General features: G+C 59.0%; 13 protein-coding genes and 2 pseudogenes. 6 read left to right on the forward strand and 9 right to left on the reverse strand.

Annotation, left to right across the window (positions count from 1 at the left end; all coding sequences use genetic code 11):
* Positions 1-2 precede the first annotated feature (2 nt).
* The 5 genes from WLO32_RS14395 to WLO32_RS14415 all read right to left on the reverse strand — a co-directional run bounded on the left by WLO32_RS14395 (position 3) and on the right by WLO32_RS14415 (position 4,851).
* Positions 3-785: an HpcH/HpaI aldolase family protein gene (locus WLO32_RS14395; protein ID WP_435945723.1), complete on the reverse strand. Its 783-nt coding sequence runs from the start codon at positions 783-785 to the stop codon at positions 3-5.
* Complete coding sequence (locus WLO32_RS14400) at positions 767-1,483, reverse strand: alpha/beta fold hydrolase (protein WP_435945724.1); 717 nt, start codon at positions 1,481-1,483, stop codon at positions 767-769. Before WLO32_RS14400 ends, WLO32_RS14395 begins: the two co-directional genes overlap by 19 nt.
* The gene (locus WLO32_RS14405; protein WP_435945725.1) at positions 1,476-2,669 is read right to left on the reverse strand and encodes an MFS transporter; all 1,194 of its coding nucleotides are present in this window, start codon (positions 2,667-2,669) and stop codon (positions 1,476-1,478) included. Before WLO32_RS14405 ends, WLO32_RS14400 begins: the two co-directional genes overlap by 8 nt.
* 12 nt (positions 2,670-2,681) lie before the next feature.
* Complete coding sequence (locus WLO32_RS14410) at positions 2,682-3,446, reverse strand: SDR family NAD(P)-dependent oxidoreductase (RefSeq protein ID WP_435945726.1); 765 nt, start codon at positions 3,444-3,446, stop codon at positions 2,682-2,684.
* 175 nt (positions 3,447-3,621) lie between these two features.
* Positions 3,622-4,851, reverse strand: a complete 1,230-nt coding sequence (locus WLO32_RS14415) for an ester cyclase (protein ID WP_435945727.1) — start codon at positions 4,849-4,851, stop codon at positions 3,622-3,624.
* Positions 4,852-5,374: 523 nt separating this feature from the next.
* On the opposite strand from WLO32_RS14415, the gene WLO32_RS14420 reads away from it, so the two are divergent.
* Positions 5,375-6,598 (forward strand): MFS transporter, encoded by a 1,224-nt coding sequence (locus WLO32_RS14420; protein ID WP_435945728.1) that lies wholly within the window; start codon positions 5,375-5,377, stop codon positions 6,596-6,598.
* 32 nt (positions 6,599-6,630) lie between these two features.
* Here WLO32_RS14420 and WLO32_RS14425 read toward each other — a convergent pair whose 3' ends face one another.
* Positions 6,631-7,410, reverse strand: coding sequence for a DeoR/GlpR family DNA-binding transcription regulator (locus WLO32_RS14425; RefSeq protein WP_435945729.1), 780 nt, complete (start codon positions 7,408-7,410; stop codon positions 6,631-6,633).
* 268 nt (positions 7,411-7,678) lie between these two features.
* Between WLO32_RS14425 and WLO32_RS14430 the strand changes: the two are divergent.
* The 4 genes and pseudogenes from WLO32_RS14430 to WLO32_RS14445 all read left to right on the forward strand — a co-directional run.
* Positions 7,679-8,323: pseudogene (locus WLO32_RS14430) on the forward strand (FGGY family carbohydrate kinase); the annotation flags it as partial.
* 445 nt (positions 8,324-8,768) lie between these two features.
* Positions 8,769-8,921: pseudogene (locus WLO32_RS14435) on the forward strand (FGGY-family carbohydrate kinase); the annotation flags it as partial.
* A gap of 30 nt (positions 8,922-8,951) precedes the next feature.
* A complete protein-coding gene (locus WLO32_RS14440; protein ID WP_435948354.1) occupies positions 8,952-9,122 on the forward strand; it encodes a hypothetical protein in 171 nt (56 codons plus the stop codon).
* Between the two features lie 56 nt (positions 9,123-9,178).
* Positions 9,179-9,550 (forward strand): DUF1937 family protein, encoded by a 372-nt coding sequence (locus WLO32_RS14445; protein WP_435945730.1) that lies wholly within the window; start codon positions 9,179-9,181, stop codon positions 9,548-9,550.
* A 52-nt stretch (positions 9,551-9,602) separates the two neighbouring features.
* Here the strand turns inward: WLO32_RS14445 and WLO32_RS14450 are convergent, their stop codons facing one another.
* From WLO32_RS14450 to hisD, 3 genes are all read right to left on the reverse strand, one after another.
* Positions 9,603-10,814, reverse strand: coding sequence for an NAD(P)/FAD-dependent oxidoreductase (locus tag WLO32_RS14450; protein ID WP_435945731.1), 1,212 nt, complete (start codon positions 10,812-10,814; stop codon positions 9,603-9,605).
* A complete protein-coding gene (locus WLO32_RS14455; RefSeq protein WP_435945732.1) occupies positions 10,811-12,208 on the reverse strand; it encodes an NAD(P)/FAD-dependent oxidoreductase in 1,398 nt (465 codons plus the stop codon). The genes WLO32_RS14450 and WLO32_RS14455 overlap by 4 nt, the downstream gene beginning before the upstream one ends.
* A 148-nt stretch (positions 12,209-12,356) precedes the next feature.
* Positions 12,357-13,664 carry a histidinol dehydrogenase gene (hisD, locus tag WLO32_RS14460; protein ID WP_435945733.1) on the reverse strand — a complete coding sequence of 436 codons (1,308 nt, stop codon included), beginning with the start codon at positions 13,662-13,664 and terminating at the stop codon, positions 12,357-12,359.
* Between the two features lie 170 nt (positions 13,665-13,834).
* Here hisD and WLO32_RS14465 point away from each other — a divergent pair, with 170 nt between their 5' ends.
* Entirely contained in the window at positions 13,835-14,848 is a 1,014-nt protein-coding gene (locus tag WLO32_RS14465; RefSeq protein WP_435945734.1) for a LacI family DNA-binding transcriptional regulator, read from the forward strand.

Here is a 14,848-nt window from a genome sequence, read left to right on the forward strand (position 1 = left end):
CATTAATAACCGGATGTGCTGGTAGCAGGCGGTGTCTCACCGCGCGTAAGAGCAATGGCGGCGCGCGCGGCGCGGCCCAGCTGCATAACGTCATTGGCGGGCGTCACGAAGTGAAACCCCTGCGCCAGACGATTAGCCGCGGCCTCGCCCGAGGTGCAAAAAATTCCCGCGAGCTTGTCGTGTACGCGACAGCGGCTTAGCGCCAGCTCGATGGCGGCCAGCATCTCCGGATGCTGGGACTCGGCGCTGGCGCTGCCGGTGAGCGTTAAAGAGAGATCGTTCGGACCAATAAATATGCCGTCCAGCCCGTCGGTGGCGAGAATCGCGTCCAGGTTCTGCAGGCCTTCGCGGGTTTCAATCATCGCCAGCGTCAGGATCTCTTCGTTGGCGTGTTGAGGATAATCTTTGCCGCCGTAGAGCAGCGCGCGCGCCGGGCCATAAGAGCGGTTGCCGAGCGGCGGATAGCGGCACGCCGCGACGAACTGCTCCGCCTGCTGCGCCGTTGAGATCATCGGACAGATGATGCCCCAGGCGCCCGCATCAAGCAGGCGCATGATTTGCGCCGGTTCGTTGCTGTTCACGCGGGCCAGCGGGAGCGCGGGGGTGGAGGAAAGCGCCTGCAGCATCGTCAAGGCGCTGGCAAAATCAATCATGCCGTGCTGCATATCGACGGTGACGCAGTCGTAGCCCTGGTGGCCGACGATTTCCGCGCTATAGCCGCACGCCAGCGCCAGCCAGCCGTTTATTATCGGCCCGTTCTTTCTCTTTAGTGGGTTAACTCGCATGCAGACTCCTCAATCCATTTCACGAGCGCTTCGGCGGTCGCCTGCGGCGCTTCAAGGGGAACAAAATGCCCGCAGCGGGGCAGTGAAAGCCAGCGCGCCTGCGCACAGGCCTGCGCCAGCAAAGCGTGACGCTCTGGCGGACAAATCGGATCGCTCATGCCGCCGATCAGCAGGAAGGGCGCGCGCAGCCGCGAGAGCTTTTCCCGTACGTCGCGACGGTTTATCGCAATGTTGACCTGCTGCTCAAAGACATCCGGCCCGCAGGCCTTCGCCATTGCGACGATGGTTTGCCGCAGCGTCAGATCGGCGAAGCGTACGGGATCGACATAGCGCGGCCAGAGCTCGTCGATAACGCTTTCCATGCCGTAACGACGCGCCCTGGCGACGGCCTGGTGCCGCCCCGGCGCGTTTTCCGGACGATCGGCCAGCGGATTTACGGAGATTAACGCCAGCCCGGCAAGCCGCCGCGGCGCCCGCGCCATCATATGCAAAGCGACAATGGCGCCGAGGGAGAAACCGCACAGGCAAAAGCGTTCGGGAAGCTCAGCCAGCAGCCGGCGCGCCATGTCGTCGGCCGAGTCCGCCCCGCGGATGTCCGGCACGATAACGGGATTATCCGGAAGCTGCGGGAAAACCGATGCCCATAAACGCGCATCGCACAGCGTGCCGCCAAGGAATACGACCGGCAGTTTACTCATAGGCCACCTGCTGCTGCGTACGGCGGGATTCCACCATGCGGATCACCGAGCCTATCAGCAGCACCGACGCCAGGGAGATAATGCCGATAACGACAAAGCCCTCCTGGATGGCAAAGTAGTACTTGATGTACCCCATCAGTACCGGGCCGAAGAAGATGCCGGCGGAATAAACGCTTTGATAAAGCCCAACCCTTGTTGACTGCTGCCAGGCAGGCGTATGGGTCACGATCAGCGAGTTAAGCACCGTGAAGATCATGCCAAAAGAGATCCCCGCCAGCGCCTGGAGCGCAAATAGCGTCCACAGGCCGCTCGCCCAGGGCATGGCCATCGCCGCCAGCCCCTGCAATACCCCGCCGATCAACGCCGTTTTACCCAGCCCCAGATAGCGATAAAACAGCGGAGCGCAAAGCGCGGTGGAGAGGGCGTAGAAAAAGAGGTGAACGCCGCTGAGGGTAGCGAGGGAAGCCGACGCCATGCCCATACTTTCCGCCAGCAACGGCGTAAGGGTATCGCGGGTAGCGAAAGGCACCATCATCACCAGCGCGCAAAGCCCGCCCAGCAGCCAGGCCGATTTATCGCGTAGCTGAATAGCCAGCGCCGAATGCCTGCTTTCCTCTGCGGTGCGCGCGGGCCGTACTTCGCGAATAAAGAAGGTCAGCACGAAGGCCAGCGATGCGGCGAAGGAGGCGACCAGGAAACTGGACTGCGGGCCAAAATGCTGCGCCATAAATCCGGCCAGCGAAATGCCGATAAAGGTGCCTACCGGCGAGGCCACGCTGAGCAGCGCCACGGCCGCCGCGGCCTCAAGCGGCGGGAAGAACGCCACAAACATCACGTTATAAATCACCCAGGTGGCGCTGGTGACGCCGTCGGCGAGTTTGGCGATAAACAGCGTTTCAGGCGTCGGATGCACGAACACCACCGGCCAGGCGCAGATGGTAAAGAACAGCCCTATCTGAATAATGCGCTTACGGTTATGCAGCCGGTCGGAGATAATGCCTGCCGGAAACCTCAGCAGCATCGAGGCAAGCCCCGTCGCCCCGATGATAATGCCCATCGTGCGCGCCTCCACGTTCAACGACGTAATGTAGGGGGCGAGAAAAGGATCGAAGGCGTGAATACTGACGAAAAAAAGCAGGCTGATAATAAAAAAGATCAGCACGTCGCGACGCATTAAATGACTCATAACTCCTCCGCTTCAGGATGCAGTCCAGCCGCCGTCTACCAGTAATGAAGTTCCGGTAATCATCGCCGCCGCAGGTGACGCCAGAAAAACGACCGGCCCCATGATGTCTTCCAGCTCGCCTGCGCGTCCGAGGGCAATCTGACGCATGACGTGCTGGTAAAAGTCAGGATCCGCCAGCGACTGGCGAGACAGCGCCGTGTCGATAAAGGTCGGACAAAGGGTGTTAACACGAATGTTGTCGGGGCCAAGCTCAATGGCCATGGCGCGGGTCAGCCCTTCGAGCGCAAATTTAGAGGCGCAGTACACGCTGCGGTTTTGTCCGCCGACATGCCCCATTTGTGAGGAGACGTGGATAATGGCGCCGGGCGAGCCCGCCGCCCGCATACGGCGCACGACCTGCTGGGAGAGGTAGAACGTAGCGCGCACGTTCACCGCCATCACCGCATCGTAGTCCGCCATCGTCGCCTCGCTGAAGGGCGCATGCCGCGCCATTCCTGCGCTGTTGACCAGGATATCCAGCGGCGGAAGCTCCTCAATAACGCGCGCAACCTGCGCGTCGTCGGTGATATCCAGCTCCAGCGGATAAAGCAGCACGTCGTGGGCCGCCGCCACGCTTACCGCTTCCGCCAGCACCTGCCGGCTGCGGGCGGCGATCCAGACGCGAGCACCTGCCTTTGCCAGCGCCACCGCCGCGGCGAATCCAATCCCTTTAGAGCCGCCGGTGACCAGCGCCTGCTTGCCCCGCAGGCAAAAAGTGGGCGTTTCAGGAAATGACATTTCACGTTCCTTTTCTTAAGGACGGCAGTTTTTACGGGCGCAATAAGGCCCCGTGTCTGAAACGCAACGTTTCAGACAGCGTGTGTTGCCGTCGCACGGAGAATTGCTGTTCGGCTAACGCCGGCTAAGCGCGAAGAGCGGCGGGACGCAGATCCGCCCCGCTCACGCTATGCGATCAGGAAACGATCTGCGTAATGACCCCAAGCTCGTTGAAAATGGACCATTCCTGCAGAATTTTGCCGTTCTGAATCTTGAGCTGGCTGATGCCCATCAGCTGGATCTCTTTACCGGAAGGCTGGCCGTAAATCCCATTGCCCAGGTGGGTGCCCTGCGCGCACCAGCGGGCCGAAACCATATAGCCGCTCTGGTCGTTGCCCATCCAGTAGAGATCCTCCACCGAGAAGGTCAGGTCCGGGAACATTGCCAGCAGCGAAAGGATCCAGGACTTATAGTTGCCAAGCCCCTGATAATAACGTTCCGTCGGGCCCTGATAGGTAATGGAAGAAGAACAGAATGTCGGCAGCGAGCCGAGCATGCGGCGGTTCCAGACGTTCTGGTAAAAGGCGGTGACAAACGCGCGCACGTCGAATGTCTCGGCCGTCGGTACCGGCAGCAGCGCGGGTTTACCCTGGCCCGGAAGGCGATACGGCTCGCTGGCGCCGAAATCGCGGGCCAGCACGGTATCGCCATGTTTGTCCGCCATCTCACGGGCCACGTCAAACACGTTCAGCCCCAGCTGCTGAATAAGGCTGGCGGTGTTGTGCATCACGTGCTCGTAGAAGATTTCGTTTTCCACCATCACGCAGTTGGCGATGCACATAAAGCGCACCGGGCGATTTGTCGGCGCCCCGAAGGCGCTAAAGCCGGTGTTGGTGCCGGTAATGTAGCTTCGGTGCGACGAGTGGAACCCCACATTCTCATCGCCGGCCCAAATCACCTCGTCGCCCAGAATACGCATATCCGGATAGGCGTTTAAGGTACGAGCGGTGCCGGCGACGACGCGATCGCGCCCGACGCCCAGGCCGAGATCGGCGTCCCACACGTTACAGTCATGGCTGTAGGTGTCGTAGATATAGCCGATATCGCCCTCTTCCCAGATGCGGTGGGTGATACGCACGATGTAGTCAATAATATTGACGTACTCTTCCTCAAAGCCACGCATGGGCTGGCTTTTCAAATGCTGAGGGCGCCGGGCGAGGAATTTGTCGGTGCCGCCGCGCTTGTAGCTGTCCCAGGAGATGCTGAAATCCGCAGGCATATAGCCGTCATCAAGCTGCCGCGGCAGGCGAGTGTGCGTGCCGCTAGCCGCGGGTTTCGCTTTTGGCTGAGCAATGCCGCCTTCCGCTTTGCTTTCCTGAATGGCTTTGCCATCGCCGAAGTCGTTAACTGCCTGTGGTTTGTTCATCTTACCCTCTTTGCCTGATTGGCTTAGCTAAGCCGCTATTTCCGCTGTCGATTACCCGAGTCGCGCCGTCTTGCCTGCCGCCCCGGTGTGTTAAGGTGATGTTGTTTTTGTGTTGCCTGTAAAAAACATTCACGTTAAAACGATCTTAAAGCAACATAAAAATCACACATCAAAGCAGATTAGTGATCCATTTCACAGTCACAGAGGCTGCTGCTTAAAACGGCGCGTAATTCGCTTCCCCGCCGCTGATTGAGTGTTGTATCTTAGCCTGAATTGTGATTTTAATGTTGTTAATTGTTGGATTTCACCAAAATATATGTTGTTTTGTTGTTGAATATCGCTTCCCTGCGGAGCGATCTGTATAAGGGATTTACGGGGCAAAGAGTTGCGGGTCCCTCCCTGCGCGAGCAGATGAGACCTGAGGGGACGTTGACGCCAGCGAAAGCGCCGCGCTTTTGCTGGCGTCACGGATGTTTTCATTCCTGCGTTCTTAACGAACGTAAGAGCCAATCAGGAAGCGATTATGTTTAAACAGTTATTTATGCGCCGGGAAGTTCTGCTCTTTTTTATCATGAGCCTGCTGTTCTTTATCTGTATCAACGGCTACGACGCCTTCCTTGCCTCTTATATGGTTAAACGGGATATTCCGCCGGAAATCGTCGGACTTATTATGGGGGCGACCGGGCTGGCGACGGTGATCCTCCGTTTTCCGCTGAGCGTGGTATCGGGCACGCTGCATAACCGTAAAATTTTCATCCAGCTTAGCCTGCTGCTGCCGATGGTCCTCTGGCCGATAGCCTTCTTTCACACCACGGACGCCACGCTGTATCTGGCAAAAACCGCCTCCGGCGTCGCCTCGGCGACATGGGTGCTCTACAACATTATGTTTATTCGCTATTTCAGCCAGAACGAGGCCCCCTCGGCCGTCGCTCTGCTGGCGCTGGCAAGCCCGGTGGGGGTCTTTCTGGGCAACACGCTGTGCGGCATCATCGTGCAGAACCTGCCGCCGAAGCTGGGTTTTTGGATCCCAAGCGTCGCGGCGCTGATGGCGCTGGTTATCTCGCTCTTTTTGCAGGAGCACGTCGCAAAGCCTGCCCGCTCGCGGCTGGAAGACTGCTTTAAAAGCGCCTGGGGTCAGCTGAGCGACCGGACCATCTGGATGGTGGGCATTCTCAGCGCCTTTGTCCTGCTCGTTCCTTTCGCCACCCGCGATACCCTGACGCCGATTTATTTGATGAAACTGGGCGGCAGCGGCATAACCATCGCCGCGCTGAGCAATACCCACCTGCTCTTCTATGCGCTGGCGGTCGCCCTGTGTAGCACCTGGTTCTATGCAAGGCTGGGGCTGGTGAAGACCGCGCTTATCGGCTCGCTGCTGCAGGCGGTGGCGGCGCTGGGCATCCCTTTAACCCACAGCCTGATGCTGATTTTCGCTTTTCAGGCGCTGGCGGGATTCGCCTTCGGCATGGCTTTTGCCGTCATGATGTCCCTTAGCGTGGTCAATACGGTGGCCGACGAGCAGACGGCGAGGATGGGATTGTTCCAGACGATCTACTCGACCGGCATGTTCTGGGGGCCGGTGCTGATGGGCGTGACGATGAAGTACTTCAGTATTCAGGCGGGCTATACGTTAATCGCCTGTCTCTCCTGCGCGGCGGCGATACTCACCGGCGTGGCGGCAAAACAGGTCTATAACCGTAAACCCAGGGAAGCGGTAAGCGTGCTAAAGGTCGGTGAAACCTCTTAATAATAACCCGGACCACGGCAGGTCCGGCCTTGTTATTCTACGCTTGCGTAGGTCACGCGAACGCCGGTTGGGAAGCGCATTTTTTCCGTCGTTCCGGCCGGACGCGTGGTGAAGAGGTAGCTGACCTTGTCCCATCCGCAAACCAGCGTGGTGGCGTGATTGCCCAGCTTATGCCCATCCGCCAGCACCACGGTGTGATGGCTGTTTTCAATCATCTGGCGCGCCACCGCGGCTTCATTGATGTCCTGGTCCATAACTCCCGCATCGGCGTGAATAGCGCCTGCGCCGATGACCGCATAATCCACAAAAAAGCGCTTCAGGTTATCCAACGCGATAGGGCCTACGCACTCCATGCGGGAGTGAATAAATTCGCCGCCGATAAGTATGGTTCTGATGGTTTCGTTTTCATGCAGCACGCCGGCGATCTGGGGAGAATTGGTGATAACGGTAAGCTCGTTTACCGCCACCAGCTTGCGGGTAAATTCCAGCGTGGTGCTGCCGAAATCGATAAACAGCGAATCGCCTGGGTTAAATAACCCGGCCGCGCTCCTGGCGATGGCGCTCTTTTCGTCCGCGGCCAGTTTTGCCCGCTCGTTAAACTCCATTTCAAAACCGATCTGGCTGCTGACCGCGCCGCCGTGAATTTTTTTAATTTGCCGCTGCTCTTCGAGCTTATTCAAATCGCGGCGAATCGTCTCCTGCGAGACCTGAAACAGATCGGCAAGTTCGTGAACGAAGACCTGGCCGTCGGCCTTCAGCTTCTCAAGAATGATTGTTCTTCTTTCTGATGAATTAACCGTTTCTGTGCTCATCTGGCTTCCCCGTTCGCGAACTTTAGCAGGCAAAATAGGCTATTAGACAATATCTTGCAACCTTCCTCCGGGCATCGCCCGTCGCCGTTATCCTCAGCGTTTGCGAATGCCGCCCTGTACGTTGTGAAAACGCAGCCAACAAAACGAAACCACCATCACATTTCTCTGCTGACGATGCCGTTCAGATATTGCAAAAAATTGGCTTAAATGCGAAATTAATCACAAAACAACATTAAATCCACATTAAAACAACACACGTGAGGCGCACATGCTCAATCAACGCTATGCAGCTATAGACCAGGGGACGACGGGAACGCGTGTCGTGGTGTTTGCAGAAAACGGCCAGCACCATTCGCCCGCCGGCATCACCCATAAGCAGATAACCCCCAATCCGGGATGGGTGGAGCACGACCCCCTGGAAATCCTGCGTAATATCCGCAGCTGCCTGGGGAGCTGCGGCGTCGTGGATGCCATAGGGCTTGGCCATCAGGGAGAAAGCGTGGTGGCCTGGGATGCCCGCAGCGGGCAGCCGCTCTATAACGCTATTATCTGGCAGGATCAGCGTACCGAGGGGCTGCTGCGTAAGCTGCGGGCTGAGGGCCTGGAGCCGCTGGTGCAGCAAAAAACCGGCCTGCCGCTGGACCCGTATTTTTCCGCCAGCAAGTTCGGCTGGATTATGCGTAACGTCCCTGCCGCGGCCGCGCTTGCAAAGCAGGGCCGCCTGCGCTTAGGCACCATGGACAGCTTTTTCCTTTTCCATCTTTGCGGCGACCACGTCACCGATTACAACTCCGCATCGAGAACCTCCCTGTTTAATATTCATACCCTGAGCTGGGATGAAGAGCTCTGCGAGCTGTTCGGCGTGCCGCTTGCGGCGCTGCCGGAAATTAAGCATAACGTCGGCCATTTTGGCGACGTCACGCTCAACGGCAGCGCGATGCCGGTCACCGCCTGCATCGTTGACCAGTTCGCAGGAACATACGGCCACGGCTGCCTCACGCCCGGGCAGATGAAAATCACCTTTGGCACCGGCGCCTTTCTGCAGACCATCACCGGCTCCCAGGTGCCGGAAACGAACAGCTCCGGGCTGCTGCCCACCCTTTGCTGGAAGTTTCCCGATGAACCCCCGCTCTTTGGCCTGGACGGCGGCGTTTACAACGCCGCCTCGGCGATTAACTGGGCGCATAAAATCGGCCTGTTCAGCGACCTTGAAGAGTTCAGCGACTTCCCTGGGCAACCGGCCATTGCCCGCGGGCTGGCGTTTGTGCCCGCGCTGTCCGGCCTGGGCTGCCCTTACTGGGACAGGTCGGCCGCCGGGCTTTGGGGCCGGGCTGTCTTTGGAAACCGAGCGCAAGGACATGCTGCAGTCGATCCTCGAAGGTATCGCCATGCGGGCGGCGGAAGTGGTGGCCGCAATGGAGGGCGTGAGCCGGGTCGGGGAATCCGTTTCCGTCGACGGCGGTCTTTCCGCCAACCTTTACTTCAGGCAGTTCCTTGCCGACCTGCTGCAAAAGCGCATCGTCACGCCGGGCAATAAAGAGATGACCGCCCAGGGCGTCGCGATGCTGGCCCGCAAAGGGCTGGGTATCGAACACCCGCTGAAGGTCAACGCCAGCCACGAGGTGACGGTGCCGCGCGAACGCGATCTCGGTCCGTTGTTCCTGCGCTATAAGGAAATTATCGCCAAAGCGCACCATCTTCGTCCCGAATAACCCTCGTTGCCGCCCCGCCGGGCGGCAATTTTTTATAACTATGGAGCACCCCTGCTATGCGCAAAATCTTTCTTGCCTGTCCCTACAGCCACGCTGACGACGCGGTGGTCGCCGGGCGCGTCAGCGCCTGCAACCAGGTCGCGGCAACGCTGATAGAGGCTGGACACGCGGTCTACAGCCAGGTCACCCTGTCCCATCCGTTAAACGGCCTTTTTCGCCACACCCAAAAGAGCGACATCGGCAAACGCTGGGCGCCGGTAGACGCGCTGTTTCTTGATGCAATGGAAGAGCTGATCGTTGTGGATTTACCGGGCTGGGATAAAAGCGCCGGAATTCAGCGGGAGATGGAGTTTTACCGCCTGCGCGGACAGCCCGTCAGCCTGTGGTCCGAGGTGGAACATCTGTTTGCGCCGGTCAGTATTGCCTGAAACATCAAAGGGGCGATAAGCCCCTTATTAAGTTAACAGCGGTTTTAGCAGCCTATTCGTCGAGGGTAATCGTCACTTCGCGACCGCCGGTGAGCTCCGGAACGGGAATACGCTTGAGCATGATGCGCCTTTCGGGCATGCAGCGATGGCGGCGGCGATAAAGCACCTTATCTCCTTCCCTGACCATCACCACGCCGGTCACCGGTTTATCGACGCGGATGTTGAAGTCGACCCATCCGCCCGCCGCATCCTGCCGCACAATATTCGGCGCGGAGGATCTTATATTAGGGCCGTGCGCTACCAGGATCCTCGCGCCTGCCGCCGCCGGCTGGACGAGTTCGCGGGCAATAATTTCCCCCAGCCGGCGGCCTTCCTGGTAGCACCGATCGCCCATATCCGCCGGGTGAGTCATATTGCCCACCGCGTAATAGGCAGGGTCGGAACAGGCGCCGAACTGGTCGAACAGCGGCAGCCCGCTCCGCGGGTTGTAATCCAGGTGGCTGCTGCGGATTAACGTGTATTCACCGGTAAACCTGCCCGTAAAAATGACGCTGTCGCAGGCGAGCTGCCGTGTCGTGCCGTCCGCCCCGGTTAACTCAACCCCCTCCACGCGGTCGAGCCCGACAATGCGTGACACATGGTGATTAAAATAAACGGGCACGCCCAGCAGGCGGGCAAACAGCGTACAGTACCGCCAGGCGATCGGCCGCCGGCCCTCTTCAATCATCGCCACCGGGCGTACGCCGGCGTTACGCAGCGTCCACAGGGCCGAAAAGCTTACCAGTTCAGAACCGACTATCACCGGCGCGTTGCCGGGCTTAAGCCCGCGCAGATAAACAAATTGTTGCAGCGCGCCCGCCGTCAGCACCCCCTGCGGCCGTAGCCCGCCCACCAGTCGAGGGTGGCGCGGCGTTTCACGGACGCCCGTGGCGAGCACGACTTTTTTTGCCCGCAGCGTTTCCGCTCCGCTGTCTGAGACGACCTCAATGACCCCGCCGGGCAACAGCTTTGTCACCGTAGTGGAGGTGCGCAGCGGATAGCGAACCGCCGCCACCAGCTTCTTCGCCCAGACGTGGCCTTGCATCGGCCGATGCTCGGTTAATAAGCCAAAGGTGGGATGGCGGCAGTGGCGCGGCACGCCGCCGGCTTCGGCTTCGCGCTCGATAAGCAGCACGTTTTCCGTGCCGGCCTCCTGCAAAGAGCGGGCGACGGCCAGCCCCGCAGGCCCGGCGCCGATAATAATCACATCGTAAGAATCGCTCATTTGACTGGCCCCGTAATCAAGGTGTTTTCCAGGCGGTCGCCTACAATTTCCGCCACGTGGTTGCTGCAAAAGAAGCCGTTACAGCGCCCCATCATTACCCGCGTGCGCCGCCGCAGCCCGCCGATGCTTTCCGGTGGAACGGCGCTATCGAAGGCGGCTTCAAGCTCGCGCCGGGTCACCAGTTCGCAGTGGCATACCACTCCGCCGTTACCGGGACAGCGGTAGTCACGGGTAGCGTATTCTGAAAGCATCGGCATGCTGGGCCAGCGGGGAGCAGCCACAGGCGCGCCGTTAAAAAGCGGGGCAAAACGCTCGTGGTAGAGGCTCTCAAGGTGCGAAGCGATGCCCAGCGCGGCGGTAAGGCCGGTGGAACGGATGCCGCCTACGGTTATCCATTGGTGCGCCGGGTAATCGAGGATCCGGTAGCCTTTTTCCTCCGTGGCCGGACGCAGGCCGGCGTAAGTCGCCGTCACCGGATAATCCTTGAGCGAAGGCAGGATGCGGGCGCCCTGCTCCACCAGCGCTTTGAGCATGTTTTCATCAACTTCCGCGCGGTCGCGATCGTTTTGCTCTTCGGCCGTCGGGCCAAGCAGCAGATTGCCAAAAATGGTTTTTGAGAGCAGGACGCCTTTGCTGCGCGCGGTGGGAACCGGCAGGATAATGGCGTTAATCTGCCCGGCTGCGGCCTTGTCGAACACCAGAAACTGGCCTTTACGCGGGCGAATTTCAAATTCAGGCTCGCGCCAGAGCGCGTCGATGCGGTCTCCGTGATTGCCCGCGCAGTTAATCACCAGGCGCCCCTGGAAATTCCCGCGCGTGGTGGCCACCTGCCAGCGTTCGTGCGCAAACTCTACGCCTTTGACCTCGCAGTTAAAACGGTATTGTCCGCCGTGCTGCACGGCCTGGGTGACATAGGCCAGCGGCGCGCTCCAGGGATCGATTACGCTCTCGCCGGGCACCGCGACGCCCCCCACGGCTCCGGCAGCCAAATGGGGTTCACGCTGATAAACCTCCGCCGCGGAAATCTCTTTGACATCCGTCACCCCGTTTCGGTGCGCCTGTTCGACAATGGCGGGGAGCGCGGCCAGCTGCTCGTCATTCCATGCCACAACGATGGCTCCGGTCGGCAGCAGCGGCAGATTCATCCGTTGATGAATCGCCAGGTATTCCCGGTAGCCCGCCTGCATGCAGGCCAGCTCCAGGCTTTCCGGCGGCGCATCAAACCCGGTATGCAGCAGCGCGCTGTTGGCCTTGCTCGCTCCGGAAAGAATGTCGCCGCCTTTTTCCAGCAAAACGACGCGCGCGCCCATCAGCGTGAAACGACGGAATACCGCACATCCCACCACGCCACCGCCTATGACGATGACATCAAATTCCCCCGCTAGCTGTTCCATTCGCTCACTCCATCATCAGAAGATGAAGCAATACCACCACAAAACAACACAAATAACAACATTAGAAAGACAAAAACAACATACAAACCACAATAGTGACGCAGTAAAAGAAAAAAGCGCCGTGGCAAGAGCCACAGCGCCCGCGGTATTACTCAACGATCCCGGCGTAGGGCACGTCCCGCTTGCCGTAGCGGCGTACCCGAATATTCGCCTGTTCGCCATGCCCGGCAAACCCTTCCAGCGCGCACAGCCGTGAACAATATTCCCCCACCAAGGCTGAAGCAGCGTCCGTAATGACTTTCTGGTATGAGCAGGTTTTGAGGAATTTCCCCACCCACAGCCCACCGGTATAGCGGGCGGCCTTGCGGGTTGGCAGCGTGTGGTTGGTGCCAATAGCCTTGTCGCCGTAGGCGACGTTGGTGCGCGGGCCGAGGAATAACGCCCCGAAGTTCTGTAGATTCGCCAGGAACCAGTCAGGATCCTTCGTCATAACCTGCACATGCTCAAACGCCAGCCCGTCGGCAATATTGCACATCTCCTGGTCGCTTTCGGCAACGATAATTTGGCCGTACTTTTCCCAGGCCTGGCGTGCTATATGTGCAGTGGGCAGAATACCCAGCAGGCGATCGATTTCGCCAAGGGTGTCCCGGGCCAGTTTTTCCGAAGTGGTTAATAAAATCGCCGGAGAATCCGGGCCATGTTCTGCCTGGCCGAGGAGATCCGTAGCGCAAATTTCCCCGTCCACGCTCTCATCGGCAATAACCAGCGTTTCGGTCGGGCCGGCAAAGAGATCGATACCCACACGGCCGAACAACTGCCGTTTCGCCTCCGCGACGAAGGCATTGCCCGGCCCCACCAGCATATCCACCGGGGCAATGGTTTCGGTACCAATCGCCATCGCGCCTATCGCCTGAATCCCGCCCAGACAGTAAATCTCATCGGCTCCGGCCATATGCTGAGCCACGACAATCGCCGGCGCCGGTTTGCCGTTGAAGGGGGGAGCGCAGGTGACAATACGCTCCACGCCCGCGACCTTCGCGGTGATCACCGACATATGTGCCGATGCCAGCAGCGGATATTTTCCTCCGGGAACATAGCAACCGGCCGCGCTGATGGGGATATTTTTGTGACCAAGGATCACCCCCGGCAGCGTTTCCACCTCGATGTCTTTCATGCTGTCACGCTGGTGTTGGGCAAAATTACGAACCTGCTCCTGGGCAAAGCGAATATCCGCGATATCACGCGTGGAAAGCTGCGCGTAGCACTCTGAGATCTCCTCCTCCGTCAGGCGGTAGCTTTCGCGATCCAGCCTGTCGAAGCGTATAGCCAGTTCTCTGATTGCCGCATCTCCCCTCTCTTCAATATCCGCGAGGATGTTCTCTACCGTTTCACGAACCTGACGATCCGAATCTTTAATGCTTTTTTCATCCGCGCCTTGCTTGAGCCATTTAGCCATTTTCATCTCCGAAATAAACAGTGAATGCATTCGAATGCAAAACAATCCTGGCGTCATTGCAGGAAAAAGGAAAGCGTTAATGCATTCGAATGCAACGAGGATCGCAAAAGTTCCCTTTTGGCGATCAAATCCCGCATAATGCGACCAGACGAAACGACTAAGGAAGAGTGATGACCGAACGCGCGCCCCGCCCCGTGACCAGCTATGACGTGGCAAAACATGCCGGAGTATCGCAGTCCGCCGTTTCGCGCGCGTTTACCGAGGGCGGAAAGGTTTCCGACGCCACGCGAAAAAAAATCCACCAGGCCGCAGAGGAACTGGGCTATCGTCCGAGTTTTGTCGCCCGCTCCCTCATCACCCGGCGCTCAAACCAAATTGGCGTCGTGGTTCCCGGGCTGGTCAACCCCTTCTATTCTGAGCTGCTCGATCGCCTGACGCAGGCCTGCAAACAGATCGGCTATCAGGTGCTGCTGTTTTCGACCTTTCGCGATAACGATACCGATCCGGTGCTGGAAGAGGTGCTGCGCCACCGCGTTGAAGCCCTAATCCTGGTGTCGGCCAGCCTGTCTTCACGCTTTGCCCAGGAGTGCGCCCGTTCCGGCCTGCCTGTTGTGCTGCTTAACCGCAAAAATGAGGCGCCGAGCGTCTCCAGCGTGACCAGCGATAACCAGGCAGGAGGCGAGAAAATCGCTGATTTTCTCTTAGCCGGCGGCCATCAGCGCATCGCGTTCATGGCCGGACGAGAGAGTTCTTCAACAAGCCGGGATCGCGAACTGGGCTTTGTAAACCGCATCAGGTCGCAGGGAGGTAATGAACCGCTTCGCATTCAGGGAAATTACACCCTGCCCGAATCCATGGCGGCAACCCGCGCGCTGCTGGATTCTCCGGCGCCTCCCGACGCGCTTTTTTGCGCTAACGACCTGATGGCGATTGCCGCGCTTAACGTGGCGGCAGGCGAGCGGGGCATGATTCCCGGGCAGGATATTTCCATCGTTGGCTTCGATAATATTGCTATGGCGGCATGGCCGCTGTTCGACCTGACAACCTATGAGCAACCGCTTGACGCAATGGTGGCTACGGCGATGGATATTTTGCAGGGTAATTTAGCCGGTGCGCAAACGCCGGTCAGCAATAGGGTGCTTGAGGGCAGACTGATTATCAGGGGGAGCGCCCGGAAACCATGA

Origin of the sequence: Dryocola mayonis (assembly GCF_051307045.1) — a bacterium.
In the GTDB taxonomy this organism is placed as follows: Bacteria; Pseudomonadota; Gammaproteobacteria; order Enterobacterales; family Enterobacteriaceae; genus Dryocola.

Bases quoted from the DNA above. Each gene is read 5' to 3' on its own strand.
- WLO32_RS14395 (WP_435945723.1), bottom strand. From the start codon at position 785: ATGCGAGTTAACCCACTAAAGAGAAAGAACGGGCCGATAATAAACGGC.
- WLO32_RS14400 (WP_435945724.1), bottom strand. From the start codon at position 1,483: ATGAGTAAACTGCCGGTCGTATTCCTTGGCGGCACGCTGTGCGATGCG.
- WLO32_RS14405 (WP_435945725.1), bottom strand. From the start codon at position 2,669: ATGAGTCATTTAATGCGTCGCGACGTGCTGATCTTTTTTATTATCAGC.
- WLO32_RS14410 (WP_435945726.1), bottom strand. From the start codon at position 3,446: ATGTCATTTCCTGAAACGCCCACTTTTTGCCTGCGGGGCAAGCAGGCG.
- WLO32_RS14415 (WP_435945727.1), bottom strand. From the start codon at position 4,851: ATGAACAAACCACAGGCAGTTAACGACTTCGGCGATGGCAAAGCCATT.
- WLO32_RS14420 (WP_435945728.1), top strand. From the start codon at position 5,375: ATGTTTAAACAGTTATTTATGCGCCGGGAAGTTCTGCTCTTTTTTATC.
- WLO32_RS14425 (WP_435945729.1), bottom strand. From the start codon at position 7,410: ATGAGCACAGAAACGGTTAATTCATCAGAAAGAAGAACAATCATTCTT.
- WLO32_RS14440 (WP_435948354.1), top strand. From the start codon at position 8,952: ATGACCGCCCAGGGCGTCGCGATGCTGGCCCGCAAAGGGCTGGGTATC.
- WLO32_RS14445 (WP_435945730.1), top strand. From the start codon at position 9,179: ATGCGCAAAATCTTTCTTGCCTGTCCCTACAGCCACGCTGACGACGCG.
- WLO32_RS14450 (WP_435945731.1), bottom strand. From the start codon at position 10,814: ATGAGCGATTCTTACGATGTGATTATTATCGGCGCCGGGCCTGCGGGG.
- WLO32_RS14455 (WP_435945732.1), bottom strand. From the start codon at position 12,208: ATGGAACAGCTAGCGGGGGAATTTGATGTCATCGTCATAGGCGGTGGC.
- hisD (WP_435945733.1), bottom strand. From the start codon at position 13,664: ATGGCTAAATGGCTCAAGCAAGGCGCGGATGAAAAAAGCATTAAAGAT.
- WLO32_RS14465 (WP_435945734.1), top strand. From the start codon at position 13,835: ATGACCGAACGCGCGCCCCGCCCCGTGACCAGCTATGACGTGGCAAAA.